The following is a 13,689-nucleotide window of genomic DNA, read 5'->3' as shown; positions in this document are numbered from 1 at the left end:
GGGGGCGCCGCTTCGACAGCGGCGCCCCGGCAACGCAGGCATGGAAAGACGGGACTTCCGCGCGGGCGTCGTGGCACACGACGGCCCGCGCGTCTCGGCGGGTCGGCGATCAGCCGACGCGGTACACGTACTCGCGGCGCTCCGGTTGCACCGGATCGTTGCGGCTTTCGGACAGCGCACCCGCGTGGCGCTCGGCGATGAAGCGGTGGATGTCCGACTCGGTACGCGCAAGCGCGGACAAGCCGGCCAGCACCTCGCCTTGCGGCTCGCGCGCCGGTTCGTCGCTCGCGCCATGGCGATCGATCCACTGGCGCGCCCAGTCGAGCGCGAACTGCTCGGCTTCCTCGGCATCGGTGAAGCGCGGACCGATCAGGCCCGAGCGTTCGACGCGTCGGTCGTCCTGCGTAATCTCGGCCCACGCGCGATACATCAGGTTCTGCACGGGCTGCGCGATGCCGCAGATCGTATAGCCGCGATAGTTGTCGACTTGCGGTTCGGCCGCGGCGAAGCTCGCCGACGACGCATGCGCATGGCGCAGCTCCGCCGACGGCGCACCCGGCACCGCGAACGACGCGGCCGACGGATCGACGACTTCGTCGACCGGCCTCGCGCTCATCGACGCGCCCTCGCCCTCCCAAACGTTTGCCTGAGCGACCGGCAATTGCCACGACTCGGGGTTCTGCCAGAACACGCCGCGCAAGCGGTCGTTGTCGGGCGCGGGCTCGGCACGGCGTGCGGGCACGACCGGCTCCGGCGGCGGCGGGATATACGCGAACGTGCGCCCGCTGAACTGGGTCAGCACGTCGATCATCTGCAGCAGCGTGCCGGACGCGAGCCACTCCTCGTAGCGGCGGCGGCACGTCGGCCCGGACGGATAGCGACCGGGCAGCTTCGACCACGCTTCACCGGTCGTCAGGATCCAGAGCACCGCGTTGGCAACGACGCGCGGTTCGGCTCGCGGACGCCCGCGGCGGTTCAGCCGGATGGGTTCATCGGCGATCAGCGTTGAAAGACGAAACCACTCTTCATCGGTAAGCTCATCGAAGAACATAGTAGATCTCTCCACGCAGCCAGGCCGGGGCTGCGATTGGCGGCGCCGTCACGACACATCGCGTCGCGGGGCGGCCAGGTTGCACATTATGGTTATCCGGAGTTGTGCATGCCGGTGCGGCACCGCACTTTCACGGTGCCGACATTCCCGGCAATGACGCACAAATCACGGTCTCACTCCAATGTGGGAATTTTTGTGCACGAAGCATACCATCCCTAGGGTTTATCTCAATATGACAATGACTTAATGTTACGCACTGAAACAACCTGCCACGGGTGCGCAATGTATTTACGCTTGAATTTTTTTGCGCGATCTTTATGCCCGTTTCTGCAAAGGCCCGCCTGGCGGGGCTCCGCAGCGTATGCGGAATGCCTTTTCATTGGCATTTTCGGGGTGCCCCGCCCCCTGCCGGCAACAATCCCGCGCATTGCTGCCCGACATCGGTAAATCAGGGAAAAAAGCGTAACAAGATATTCACGAATCGGTAAATCATTCAAATTCGACCGATTTTAATTATCTCCGTGCACAATCTTTTTATTGTTTCTCTGCGAGTGATGAAAGCGCGGTGACGTGCGATGCAAATTTTTCGCCGCGTGCAAACCAGTGACGTCTGTTACATCTTCGGGACGGCGGGCGAGCGAACGCGCCGCATCGGAGGCGGGAGTGCCGTTTTCGGGTCGGAACGAAAGAGGAAAACCGGCGGGGGCGATGCCGGACGTTGCAGCGGACGGACGCGTCAGCGCAGATCGACGGCCAGCGCCGCGGTCACGTCCGCGTCCACGCGCTGCGGCGGCATCGTGTACGCCGGGTGATCGCAACCGATCGACAGCGCCGCCCCGCCCTTGAGCGCCGCGCGCATCGGCGCGTCGAGCTCGAAGCGCACGAAGTGCACGGCCGACGTCTTCTCGGCGGTGTCGCGGTCGAGATCCTCGTCTGCGATCGCGTAGACGCGCGCATGCCCGTCGACCTGCAGGTACACGCGATCCTCGACGCCGATCAGCCGGGCGAGCGCCGCGCGCCGTTCGATCTCGTGCTCGTACTCGATCTGCATCGTCGCCTTCAGGTTCGTGCCGTCGGGCACGAGCGGCAAATACGCGTCCAGCTCGCCTTCGATGCCGGCCTGGTCGAAGATCTTCTCGATGTGCAGCATCTCCTGGATCTGATAGCGGATCGTCGTTTCGTCCTCGAACAGGAGGCGCAGGTGGTTGCCCAGCGCCACCGCACGGCGGCGCTTGTACGCGACGAGCCGCGCGTGTTCGGCCTCGCGGATCTTCGCGTACGCTTCGAGCGTCAGCAGGGAGTCGCGGGTCAACGTCATGGGAGGTCCTCGTGGGCGGCCGGCGGCGGCTCAGATGCCGTACGCGCGGCGCAGCAGCGTAAGCGGATGCGCGAGCGGCGCGGACGGCAGCCCCTTGTCCTCGATGCCCTGCACGATGTGATGACCGGCCAGCGCGCAGTCCGACGACACGACATCCGGCTGCGGCTCGGCCATCGCCTTGAACACGGGGCCGCCGATCCGCATCGCATCCGCGTGAAACCCCTTCTTCACACCGAACGTGCCCGCGTGGCCCGAACAGCGCTCGACGACATTCACGCGCGTGTCGGGCACGAGCGACAGCGTGTCGGCCGTCTTGCGGCCGATGTTCTGCACGCGCGCATGGCACGGCACGTGATACGACACGGTGCCGAGGCCCGTCTTGAAATCGGTCTTCAGCAGTCCGTCGCGATGCCGCGCGATCACGTATTCGAACGGATCCCAGAACGCGTCGGCCACTGCGCGCACCGCTTCGTCGCCGGGGAACATCAGCGGCAGCTCGCTCTTGTACATCAGCACGCAGCTCGGGATCGCGCCGATCAGCGCATAGCCTTCGCGCGCATAGCGTTCGAGCACGGGCAGGTTCACGTCCTTCTTCGCGGCCACGCCGGCGAGATTGCCCTGCTCGAGCAGCGGCATCCCGCAGCAGGCTTCGCGCGTGACGAGCTCGTACGGGATGTCGTTGTGCGCGAGGATCGCGAGCAGGTCGTGGCCGATGCCGGGCTCGTTGAAATTCACGTAGCACGTCGCATAGATCGCGACCTTGCCGGGCGTGCGTACGCCGTCGCGCACCGGCAAGCCGTCCGACGGCTTCGCCGTGCGCCGGAACTTGCGCGGCGCGAATTCCGGCAGCCATGCATCGCGATCGACGCCGAGCGTCGCCTCGAGCGCATGGCGCGCAGGCGGCGTGCGGTTCACCGCGTTCACCGCCTGCGTGACGATCGGAATGCCGGCGAAGTGGCCGAGCGCGTCGGTATTCGACAGCACCTTGTCGCGCAACGTCGCTTCGCCGCGCTTGTAGCGCGCGGCCTTGCCGCGCAGCATCAGGTGCGGGAAATCGACGTTCCATGCATGCGGCGGCACGTACGGGCATTTCGTCATGTAGCAGAGGTCGCACAGGTAGCACTGGTCGACGACCTTGCCGAACGCGGCCTTCGGCACCTCCTCGATATCGCCCATCGGCGTGTCGTCGACCAGATCGAACAGCGTCGGAAACGCGCCGCACAACGACACGCAGCGCCGGCACCCGGCGCAGATGTCGAATACGCGCGTCATTTCCGCATCGATCGCGGCCTGGTCGTAGAACGCATCGGACTGCCAGTCGAGCGGATGCCGGGTCGGGGCTTCGAGACTGCCTTCCTTGTGGGGCATGGGGCGCTCCATCCAGCGTGGCGCGCATGCGCGCCAGCGCCGCCCGCCCGATGCGGGCAGCGATGAACGAACAGCCGGCCGCTTGCCGGTCGCACGGCCTGCCGTGCGGCCCGCGGCGGCCCGTCAGTCGACGAGACTGTCCAGCGCCTTCGTGTAGCGGTTCGCGTGGCTGCGTTCGGCCTTCGCGAGCGTCTCGAACCAGTTCGCGATTTCGTCGAAACCTTCGTCGCGCGCTGTCTTCGCCATGCCCGGATACATGTCGGTGTATTCGTGCGTTTCGCCGGCGATCGCCGATTCGAGATTCTGCCGCGACGAACCGAACGGCAAGCCGGTTGCCGGATCGCCGACGGCCTCCAGGTATTCGAGGTGGCCGTGCGCATGGCCGGTTTCGCCTTCGGCGGTCGAGCGGAACAGCGCGGCGACGTCGTTCTGGCCTTCGACGTCGGCCTTCGAAGCGAAATACAGATAACGCCGGTTCGCCTGCGATTCGCCCGCGAATGCGGCCTTCAGGTTCTCTTCGGTTTTGCTGCCCTTGAGTTGAGCCATTTGCGCCTCCGTTCGAGTCGGCGCGGCCGCGTGCGAAGCCGGGCCGATCAGGTATGTGGGGAACGATGCGGGTGCCGAGGCGCACGCATCGTGCTCTTCAATCTAGGCGCTCGCGTTCGCATCCCCCAATAGGCTTTTTCAATCCGGGCGATAGTGCTTGGCGGGGGAGCGGCGAGCGGTGCGGGGACGCGGAGTGGCAAGCGCCGCAGGGCGGGGCTGGTACACGGTGTGCCGGGTTCGCTCGTGGCATGTGGTTCGCGGCATGTGGCTCTCGGCGTGCGCCGCGTGCCGCGCGCGTCACGCGTCCGTCGCGCGCCTCAGCAGCAATTCGCGCTCGCGCTCGTTGCGCGTCAGTTCCGCCGCGCGGCGGAATTCGGCCTTCGCCTCGTCGGCACGGCCCAGCTTCGCCAGCAGGTCGCCGCGCACGCTCGGCAGCCAGTGATAGCGCGCGAGCGCGGGATCGTCGCGCAGCGCGTCGACGAGTTCGAGCGCCGCAGCAGGCCCGAACGCCATCCCGACGGCCACCGCGCGATTCAGCTCGACGACGGGCGACGGTGCGACTTCGGCGAGCGCGTCATACAGCGCGACGATCTGCGCCCAGTCCGTATCCGACGCTTGCCGCGCACGCGCATGGCAGGCGGCCAGCGCGGCCTGCAGCGCATACGGCCCGCGTACGCCGCCGAGCTTCGTTGCACGTTCGAGCGCCGCGAGGCCGCGCCGGATCAGCAACGGATCCCAGCGGCTGCGATCCTGGTCGAGCAGCAGCACGGGCCGGCCCTGCGCATCGGTGCGCGCATGCATGCGCGACGCCTGCAGCTCCATCAGCGCGACGAGCCCGAGCACCTCGCTCTCATCCGGCGCCAGCCCGGCCAGCACCCGGCCGAGCCGCAACGCCTCGTCGCACAGCGCCGGGCGCGTCCAGTCGTCGCCCGAGGTCGCCGCATGGCCTTCGTTGAACACGAGATAGATCACTTCGAGCACCGACGCGAGCCGCGCGGGCCGCGCATCGGCCGCCGGCACCTCGAACGGCACGTGCGCCGCCGCGAGCGTGCGCTTGGCGCGCACGATCCGCTGCGCGATCGTGGGCTCGGGCGTGAGGAAGGCGCGCGCGATCTCGCCCGTCGTCAGCCCGCCGAGCAGCCGCAGCGTGAGTGCCACGCGCGCATCGGTCGACAGCACCGGATGGCACGACGTGAAGATCAGCCGCAAAAGGTCGTCGCCGATGTCGTCGTCGCTCGCGTCGGCAAGCGCGTCCGCGATGTCGGGGACGACGTGCGCTTCGAGCGCGTCCATCTCGTGGCCGAGCTGGTCGCGCTTCGCCGCGTGAAGCGACTCCTGCCGGACACGATCGAGTGCGCGACGCTTCACGGCCGTCATCAGCCATGCGGCCGGGTTGTCGGGCACGCCGTCGACGGGCCAGTGCTCGAGCGCCGCGACGAGCGTGTCCTGCGCCAGTTCCTCGGCCACGCCGACGTCGCGCACCACGCGCGCGGCGCGCGCGATGATCTTGGGCGCCTCGATTCGCCAGACCGCTTCGATCGCACGGTGAGTCGCCTCACGCGTCACGACGCCTGCCCCTCGGTGGAAGCGTCCAGCGGCATGGCCATCAGTTCCCATGCATGGCCGTCCGGATCGTCGAACCCGTGGCCATACATGTTCGGGTACTCGCGCGGCGCCTGCGGCGCGGACCCGCCGGCCGCCAGCGCCTTCGCGACGATCGCGTCGACCTCGGCCCGGCTGTCGCACGACAGGCACGACAGGACCTGCACCTGCGTTGCCGGATCGATGATGGTTTTGCCGGTGAACGTCTGGAAGAACGGCCGCACGAGCAGCATCGCGAAGATCGTGTCGCTGATCTTGATGCAGGCGGCCTGGTCGTTGGTATAGGCCGGTACGACCTCGAAGCCGAGCGCCTGGTAGAACGCCTTCGAGCGCGGCAGGTCGGCCACGGGCAGGTTGATGAAGACCATCTTGTGCATGTCGGGTGCTCCCGGTGAGGTTGGATTCAGGCGGGCAATCAGTCAGGCGCCGGTACGGCCGACGTGGAGTTCGCGGAACCGCTCGACCGCGTCGCTCGGCGTGAGGTCGTCGAGCTCGAACAGCGGCCGCACCTCGATCTCGCAATCCATCTCGGCGCCGAACGGCGCGGGGAACCGGCGTGTCCATTCGAGCGCCTCATCGCGCGACCGCACCTGGATCAGCGTATAGCCGGCAATCAGTTCCTTCGTTTCGGCGAACGGGCCGTCGATCACGGTGCCCTTGCCGCCCGTGTAGCGCACGCGCCACCCACGCGCGCTTGGCCGCAGCCCGTTCGCGTCGAGCAGCACGCCGGCCCTGGCCAGTTCCTCGTGATAGACGGTCATGGCCTCGACCAGCCGGTTGTCCGGCAACGCGTCGGATTCGCTGACGGCGTTCGCCCGGATCATGATCATGAATCGCATCGTTCACTCCTTGTCGTCGGTGGAAGGCAGCGCCGATTCATCGGCGCCTTATCCGGACGACGGCCGGAAGACGGCCGGATCGACACATTCCGCGACATATCAGGGTAAATACCGAGTCGCAACCTTCACAGGAAGCACGGGCCGACCGCCCGCACCTCGACCGTGCACCATTGCGCCGCCGGGCACTGGCGCGCGATCTCGATCGCTTCCTCGCGCGTGTCGACGTCGACGATGAAGAAGCCGCCGACCATCTCCTTCGCCTCCGCGAACGGCCCGTCGATCAGGCGCGTCTCGCCGTTGCGCACCTGCACGCGCGTGCCGCGCTCCGAGCGCTCCAGCGACTCGACGCCGCGCAGCACGCCGCGCGCCTTCAGCGTCTCGGCGAAATCGACCATCCGCGCATACAACGCCTGACCTTCGTCGAGCGTGCGTTCGGCGCGCTGGTCGGTCGGCTCGACAATCAACAGCATGTAAGACATGGATTTCTCCTGTGGGAACGGGGCGCGGCGGCGTTCGCTGCGCGATCGGGATGCGCCGGCCGATGCAAAAGCGTAGCAGCCGCCGTGCGGCTTGCATCGTCGGCCGATCGGCTATGGCCGGACGGCCATTTCGGCCGCTTCCTGACATTTTGCCGTCAAGATGCCTTCCCGAACCGTCGGATTTTCTTCCTGTGGACCGCCCCATGTCACGCCTGCTTGTGCCGCTTGCCGTTGCACCGTTCATCGCCCTCGCCGCGCTGGCCGCTCCCCCTGCCCGGCCGGCTGTGGCCGCGCCGCCGGTCAGCGCCGGCTGCGGCGGCGCAACCACGCCGATTGCCGACCTTCGCCGCGCCGGCGGCCCGTCGCCGCTGGCTGGGCAGACGACCTCGATCGAAGCGGTCGTCACTGCTGCGTTCGGCGGCGCCCACGGCCTCGGCGGCTTCTTCGTCCAGCAGGCCGACGCGCAGCGCCGGCACCGGCCGGGCGTCCCCGAAGGCATGTTCGTGTACGCACCCAACGCCAGCGCGAAAGCCGGCGATCTCGTGCATCTCACGGGCCGCGTCGACGAGCGCTACGGCCGGACGCAATTCACGCTGTCGGGCGGCGTGACCGTCTGCGCCCGCGGGCAAAGGGTCACGCCCGCAACGCTCACGCTGCCCGTCGCCACCGACGCGGTGCTGGCCGCGCTTGAAGGCATGCGGGTGCGCCTGCCGCAAACCCTGACGGTCAGCGATACCCACGAACTCGGCCGCTACGGCAGCATCGTCCTCAGCCACGGCCGGCTGCGCATCCCGACCCACGTCGCCCCGCCGGCCGGGGCCGCCGCGATCGCGACCGCCAACGCACGCAACCGCATCGTGCTCGACGACGGCTCGAGCCGCCGCGATCCCTCAATCGTGCGCTATCCGCCGCCGTCGCTGAGCGCCGCCAACACGCTGCGCGCGGGCTACACGGTACGCGGCGTCGAAGGCGTGCTCGAACTGCGCTACGGCGCATGGCGGCTGCAACCGGTTGCCGGCGCGGCGCCGGTGTTCGATGCCGCCCCGAACCCGCGTACCGAGGCGCCGGCCCGGCACCCGGATGCCGACGTGCGCATCGTGTCGTTCAACGTATTCAACTATTTCAACGGCGACGGGCGCAGCGGCGGATTCGATGCCCCGGCCAGCCGCGGCGCGAAAACGCCCGCCGCGTTCGCGCGGCAGGAGGCGAAGATCGTCGCGGCGTTGCGCGCGCTGCGTGCCGACGTGATCGGGCTGATGGAGATCGCGAACAATGGCCACGGCAACGCGAGCGCCGTCCAGCGTCTCGCAGCGCAACTCGGCGACGGCTGGCGCGCGGTCGAGCCCGGCACCGCGCGCCTCGGCCGCGATGCGATCGCAGTCGCGCTGCTGTACGACAGCCGCACGGTCGAGCCGGCCGGGCGGGCCGCGACCGTCGCCCTCGGCGGCCGGCACCGCCCGCCGCTCGCGCAAACGTTCCGGCGCATCGGCGGCACGCGTGCCTTCACGGTCGCGGTCAATCACCTGAAATCGAAGAACTGCCCGAACGCGACCGGCGCCGATCGTGACCAGTCGGACGGCCAGGGCTGCTGGAATGCGGCGCGCACGCGAGCCGCCGCGCGCGTCGCCGACTGGCTCGCCACATCGCCGACCGGCACCACGGCCGATGGCGTGCTGCTGATCGGCGACCTGAACAGCTACGCGAAGGAAGACCCGGTGCGCGCGCTCGAGTCACGCGGCTACGAGAACCTGGTGACGCGCTTCGTCGGCGATGCTGCGTACAGCTACGTATTTCGCGGCGAAGCGGGCAGCCTCGACCACGCGCTGGCCACGCCGGCGCTCGCCGCGCGCGTGAGGGCCGTACACGTCTGGCACATCAACGCCGACGAGCCGGCCGCCCTCCAACCCGTGCCTGATTACAAAACGTCCGCACATCGGTCGATTTATTACGCACCCGACGCGTACCGGTCATCGGATCACGATCCCGTCGTGATCGACGTCGCGCTTGGCGATGGCGGCACGTCAGCAACCCCGGGCACGAACCGTGCTCCTCCAGCAGGCGTCGATTAGTGCATTTGCATCACCACAAGGCTTGCAACGGCACTATTTACCTGATGGCCCTGGCGACGCGATATTTACCGGACCTTCACCGTGTACCGCAGCCCGATACACCGCTTCGCCCGAAATACGAATTTTTTTCAATCGCCGCGCCGCCCCGTGTGGCGGGGCTGTGCGGCAATCCTGCCCGCGAATTGAAAATTTGTCTCGAAACAAAATCGGGCCAAGTGAATCACACAGGTTGCTGGGATTCGTCTTATCTTCAAATTTGCCTTGTAATCGAAGGAGGATAAACACCATGGCGCTCACCGACTCGATCGAACACAAGCTGGACCGCGGCCTCTCCGACATTCGTCGCACGGGCCGGCGCGTCGGGCGCACGACGCGCTCGGCCGCCCGCGACCTGCATGCCGACGTCACCGACGATCTGCGCGGGCTGGTCGACGAACTGGAAGATCTGCTGAAAAACGATGGCGACGGCGATATCGCCGCGCTGCGCAAGCGCGTGCAATCCAGGCTCGATGAAGCGCGCGGCGCGCTCGACCATGCGTCGGGCAGCGCGGCCGCCCGGCTGCGCGATTCGGCCGAACGCGTGTCGCAGGTCGTGCAGGACAACCCGTGGCAAACCGCCGGCGTCGTCGCCGGCCTCGCGTTCGTTGCGGGCCTGCTCCTTGCCCGCCGTTGAGCGGAGCCGGCCGCCACGCGCCCGCCCCGTCCGTCCTCAATCAGACAAACGAAGGAGTAACGCCATGCAAAAGACCTTTGCCATGAAAGCCGCCGCCGCCGTCCTGCTCGGCAGCCTCGCGCTCGCCGGCTGCACGACCACCCCGGACAAACCGGATGGCGCCTCGGCCAGCGCGTCGAAGCGCCAGTCGATCGACGCCAGCGTCAACGCGACGCTGTCGCGCCTCTATTCGACGGTGCCGGGCTCGCGTGAGCTCGTCGCGAAATCGCGCGGCGTGCTCGTGTTCCCGAACGTGCTGCAAGCCGGCTTCATCGTCGGCGGCCAGTCCGGCAACGGGGCGCTGCGCGTAGGCGGCAGCACGGTCGGCTACTACAACACGTCGTCGCTGTCGGTCGGCCTGCAGGCCGGCGCGCAGTCGAAGGCGATCGTGTTCCTGTTCATGACGCAGGATGCGCTCGACTCGTTCCGCAAGTCCGACGGCTGGGCCGCGGGCGCCGACGCCTCGGTCGCGGTCGTGAAGGTCGGCGCGAACGGCGCGGTCGACTCCAACACCGCCACCGCCCCGGTCGAGGTGCTGATCCTGACCAACGCGGGCCTGATGGGCGACCTGTCGGTGAACGGCACCAAGGTCACGAAGCTCAACATCTGACGATGCGGCACGCGGCGTCGCGCCGCGTTTGCTTCCCGGCAGCGCCGCGGCCCCGGCCGCGGCGTTTTCGCATGGGCCGCGCGCAGCGGCTATGATGGCGGCGCCTTTGCGGGCATACTCCGCTTCGGGCCGCCCTGCGTCGCATTTCGCCGCGAACCCGTGACGATCGGGAACCGATCGCGCGCGGGGCAACGAGATTCAATCAAACCACGCATCAATCTGCGCGAACGTCATCCATGGAAAGCGGACACGACCACCAAAAATTCTTCTATTTCTTGCTGGCCGCGGTCACCGTCGGACTCTGCTGGATCCTCGCGCCGTTTTCCGGAGCCGTGTTCTGGGGCACCATTCTCGCGATCCTGTTCCAGCCCGTGCAGCGCTGGCTCGCCGCACGCTTCGGCAAGCGGCGCAACCTGGCCGCGCTCGTCACGCTGTCGCTGATCGTCCTGATCGTGATTCTGCCGCTCGTGTTCGTCGCCGCGACGCTCGTGCAGGAAATCGCGTACGTGTACCAGGAGCTCAAGGACGCCCAGCCGAACTATTCGCAGTATTTCCACGACATCATTCACGCGCTGCCGACGTCGATCCAGAACCTGCTGCAGAAGTACGGTTTGACCAACATCCCGGGCATCCAGAAGAAGCTGACCGACGGCGCCGCGCAAATCAGCCAGTTCGCGGCCACCCAGGCGCTCAGCATCGGCCAGAACACGTTCCAGTTCGTCGTGAGCTTCGGCGTGATGCTGTACATGGTGTTCTTCCTGCTGCGCGACGGCGGCGAGATCGGCCGCCGCGTGCGCCGCGCGCTGCCGCTCGACGAGGAGCACAAGAACCTGCTGCTCGCGAAGTTCACGACCGTCGTGCGCGCAACGGTGAAGGGCAACATCGCGGTCGCGCTCGTGCAGGGCGCGCTCGGCGGCCTGATCTTCTGGATTCTCGGGATCGAGGGCGTGGTGCTGTGGGGCGCGCTGATGGCGTTCCTGTCGCTGCTGCCCGCGATCGGCGCGAGCCTCGTATGGGTGCCGGCCGCGCTCTACTTCCTGATGATCGGCGCGGTCTGGAAGTGCGTGATCCTCGTCGCGTTCTGCGTGGGCGTGATCGGCCTCGTCGACAACCTGCTGCGCCCGATTCTCGTCGGCAAGGACACGAAGATGCCCGACTGGGTCGTGCTGATTTCGACGCTCGGCGGGATGGCACTGTTCGGCATCAACGGCTTCGTGATCGGGCCGCTCGTCGCCGCGCTGTTCATGGCGAGCTGGGACATCTACGCACGCGCCGAACAGGGCGAATGACACATCGCGTGGCCGCGTGCCACGCACCTGCCGGCACACGCCGTCACGGATGGCGAATGCGGATCACGACGGGCGCCTCGGCGCCCGTTGCTTCATCCGCCGCCAGCGACATCACGCCGCCATACGGGCCCACGCGATACGTGCGGCCCGATGCCAGCGGCACGCTTCGATCGTCGTGCGCATCGCGCCACGTTGCACGCACACGCGCGGCGACGTCGGGCGAGAACGGCGCACCGTCGGGCCCGAGCAGCGCCACATGGGCGCCCGGCAAACGCCGGCCATGTGCATCGAATCGCAGCGTTGCGGCCGCCCCGCCGTTCGCCACCTCTCGTCCTTCGACCGCCACGCCCGACGGTGCGTCGAGCGTCACGTCGTAGAGATCGACGAGCGCACCGGTGAACCGCACGATGCCTTCCGACGCGGCGTGCCCGGCCGCCACCGCATTCGACATCGCGAACGCCACGCCAAGCCCGATTGCGACCTGCCGCACGGCACCGGCACACCGCACCGTTCGATTGCGCATCGCCACCGATGCCGCCCGCTTCGCGTCGTTTCGCATGTTCCCTCTCCTCTTGCGCGTGACCAGAAAAAAAGGCGGCGTGACGCGTCGGTCACGCCGCCTGTCTGCTGGTAATCACTTTAGGGAGAGACGTCCGGACAATATATGGGACAAGTCCGAAACTAAGGCCCGACTAATCGAACCCGCTGCGTTCACGGCCCTCGCGACAGCGTACGAACGGCATCGCACGCTGCGCGGCGGGCCGGTCACGCGCCGGGATCGACGCGCAGCACGAGCTTGCCGCGATGGTCGCCGTCGAACAGGCGATTCAGCACGTCCGGTGCGTTCTCGAGACCGTCCGCAACAGTCTCCTCGGCCTTGAGCCGGCCGTCGCGCAGCCAGCCCGCGAGCGTCTGCACGGCTTCACGGCTCTTGCGATAGTCGAGGATCAGGAAGCCGCGCATCGTCAGCCGCTTCGAGATCAGCACGCCGACGTCGTCCGCCGCGCGCCCGCTGTTGTAGTTCGAGATCACGCCGCACAGCGCGACGCGCCCGCCGATCACCATCCGCGACAGCACCGCGCGCATCACCTCGCCGCCGACGTTCTCGAAGTTCACGTGCACGCCGTCCGGCGTCGCCGCCTTCAGTTGCTGACGGAAATCGTCGGCCTTGTAGTCGACGGCCGCGTCGAAGCCGAGCGTCTCGGTCAGGTAGCGGCACTTGTCCGCGCCGCCGGCGATGCCGACCACGCGTGCGCCGTGGATCTTGCCGATCTGCCCGGCGATCGAGCCGACCGAGCCGGCCGCCGCCGATACCACGAGCGTCTCGCCCGGCTGCACCGGCGCGATGTCGGTCAGCCCGTAGTACGCGGTCAGCCCGCTCATCCCGCACGCGCCGAGCAGCGTCGGCAGCGGCAGGCCCGACTGCGCGGGCAGCTTCACGAGCTGCGCGGCCGGCACGACCGCGTAGTCCTGCCAGCCGACGAGCCCCTGCACGAGATCCCCTTCCGCGAACCCCGCGTTGCGCGACGCGACCACGCGGCCGATGCCGAGCGCGCGCATCACCTCGCCGATCGCGACGGGCGGCAGGTACTGCGGCACGTCGCTCATCCATACACGGTTGGTCGGGTCCATCGACAGGTACAGCACGCGCACGAGCACTTCGCCGTCGGCAAGCGCCGGCACCGGCGTCTCGACGAGCGAAAAGTGTTCGCGGCCGACCCGCCCTTCCGGGCGCGTCTTCAGCAACAGTTGGCGGTTCACGGGTGTGGACACGATGTTCTCCTCCGGTCGTTGTAGTTCGGGATG

General features: G+C 67.9%; 15 protein-coding genes. 4 read left to right on the top strand and 11 right to left on the bottom strand.

Annotation, left to right across the window (positions count from 1 at the left end):
• Nucleotides 1-109 precede the first annotated feature (109 nt).
• The 8 genes from FFS49_RS25150 to FFS49_RS25115 all read right to left on the bottom strand — a co-directional run bounded on the left by FFS49_RS25150 (nt 110) and on the right by FFS49_RS25115 (nt 7,203).
• Nucleotides 110-1,051, bottom strand: coding sequence for a transposase (locus FFS49_RS25150; RefSeq protein WP_105818934.1), 942 nt, complete (start codon nt 1,049-1,051; stop codon nt 110-112).
• A 736-nt stretch (nt 1,052-1,787) separates the two neighbouring features.
• Entirely contained in the window at nt 1,788-2,369 is a 582-nt protein-coding gene (locus FFS49_RS25145; protein ID WP_105818935.1) for a DUF3501 family protein, read from the bottom strand.
• A 30-nt stretch (nt 2,370-2,399) separates the two neighbouring features.
• Complete coding sequence (locus FFS49_RS25140; RefSeq protein ID WP_105818936.1) at nt 2,400-3,737, bottom strand: heterodisulfide reductase-related iron-sulfur binding cluster; 1,338 nt, start codon at nt 3,735-3,737, stop codon at nt 2,400-2,402.
• A gap of 123 nt (nt 3,738-3,860) precedes the next feature.
• Nucleotides 3,861-4,283 carry a rubrerythrin family protein gene (locus FFS49_RS25135; protein WP_027791020.1) on the bottom strand — a complete coding sequence of 141 codons (423 nt, stop codon included), beginning with the start codon at nt 4,281-4,283 and terminating at the stop codon, nt 3,861-3,863.
• 297 nt (nt 4,284-4,580) lie between these two features.
• On the bottom strand, nt 4,581-5,849 hold the full coding sequence (locus FFS49_RS25130) for an RNA polymerase sigma factor (protein ID WP_105818937.1): 1,269 nt from the start codon (nt 5,847-5,849) through the stop codon (nt 4,581-4,583).
• Complete coding sequence (locus FFS49_RS25125; protein WP_071332961.1) at nt 5,846-6,262, bottom strand: extradiol dioxygenase; 417 nt, start codon at nt 6,260-6,262, stop codon at nt 5,846-5,848. The genes FFS49_RS25130 and FFS49_RS25125 overlap by 4 nt, the downstream gene beginning before the upstream one ends.
• A 42-nt stretch (nt 6,263-6,304) precedes the next feature.
• Nucleotides 6,305-6,724, bottom strand: coding sequence for a YciI family protein (locus FFS49_RS25120; protein ID WP_047850329.1), 420 nt, complete (start codon nt 6,722-6,724; stop codon nt 6,305-6,307).
• A 125-nt stretch (nt 6,725-6,849) separates the two neighbouring features.
• Entirely contained in the window at nt 6,850-7,203 is a 354-nt protein-coding gene (locus tag FFS49_RS25115) for a YciI family protein (protein WP_039345316.1), read from the bottom strand.
• Nucleotides 7,204-7,406: 203 nt separating this feature from the next.
• Between FFS49_RS25115 and FFS49_RS25110 the strand changes: the two genes are divergently transcribed.
• Complete coding sequence (locus FFS49_RS25110) at nt 7,407-9,272, top strand: ExeM/NucH family extracellular endonuclease (protein WP_105818938.1); 1,866 nt, start codon at nt 7,407-7,409, stop codon at nt 9,270-9,272.
• Nucleotides 9,273-9,305: 33 nt separating this feature from the next.
• On the opposite strand, the gene FFS49_RS25105 is transcribed toward FFS49_RS25110, so the two are convergent.
• On the bottom strand, nt 9,306-9,560 hold the full coding sequence (locus FFS49_RS25105; RefSeq protein ID WP_137909918.1) for a hypothetical protein: 255 nt from the start codon (nt 9,558-9,560) through the stop codon (nt 9,306-9,308).
• Between FFS49_RS25105 and FFS49_RS25100 the strand changes: the two genes are divergently transcribed.
• The 3 genes from FFS49_RS25100 to FFS49_RS25090 all read left to right on the top strand — a co-directional run bounded on the left by FFS49_RS25100 (nt 9,559) and on the right by FFS49_RS25090 (nt 11,883).
• Nucleotides 9,559-9,945 (top strand): DUF883 family protein, encoded by a 387-nt coding sequence (locus FFS49_RS25100; protein WP_021157600.1) that lies wholly within the window; start codon nt 9,559-9,561, stop codon nt 9,943-9,945. The two genes, FFS49_RS25105 and FFS49_RS25100, sit on opposite strands and share 2 nt — an antisense overlap.
• 64 nt (nt 9,946-10,009) lie before the next feature.
• Entirely contained in the window at nt 10,010-10,594 is a 585-nt protein-coding gene (locus FFS49_RS25095) for a YSC84-related protein (RefSeq protein WP_105818939.1), read from the top strand.
• A gap of 236 nt (nt 10,595-10,830) precedes the next feature.
• On the top strand, nt 10,831-11,883 hold the full coding sequence (locus tag FFS49_RS25090) for an AI-2E family transporter (protein ID WP_039345329.1): 1,053 nt from the start codon (nt 10,831-10,833) through the stop codon (nt 11,881-11,883).
• Between the two features lie 43 nt (nt 11,884-11,926).
• Here the strand turns inward: FFS49_RS25090 and FFS49_RS25085 are convergent, their stop codons facing one another.
• Both FFS49_RS25085 and FFS49_RS25080 read right to left on the bottom strand, forming a co-directional pair.
• Nucleotides 11,927-12,442, bottom strand: coding sequence for a thioesterase (locus FFS49_RS25085; RefSeq protein WP_105818940.1), 516 nt, complete (start codon nt 12,440-12,442; stop codon nt 11,927-11,929).
• A 206-nt stretch (nt 12,443-12,648) separates the two neighbouring features.
• Nucleotides 12,649-13,656: an NADP-dependent oxidoreductase gene (locus FFS49_RS25080; RefSeq protein ID WP_105818941.1), complete on the bottom strand. Its 1,008-nt coding sequence runs from the start codon at nt 13,654-13,656 to the stop codon at nt 12,649-12,651.
• Nucleotides 13,657-13,689: the final 33 nt, after the last annotated feature.

It is taken from the genome of Burkholderia sp. 4NA327C6, from assembly GCF_005502655.1.
Taxonomy (GTDB): Bacteria; Pseudomonadota; Gammaproteobacteria; order Burkholderiales; family Burkholderiaceae; genus Burkholderia; species Burkholderia contaminans.
Note: the sequence above shows the minus strand (reverse complement) of the source record. Positions and strands in the feature narration are given on the sequence as shown.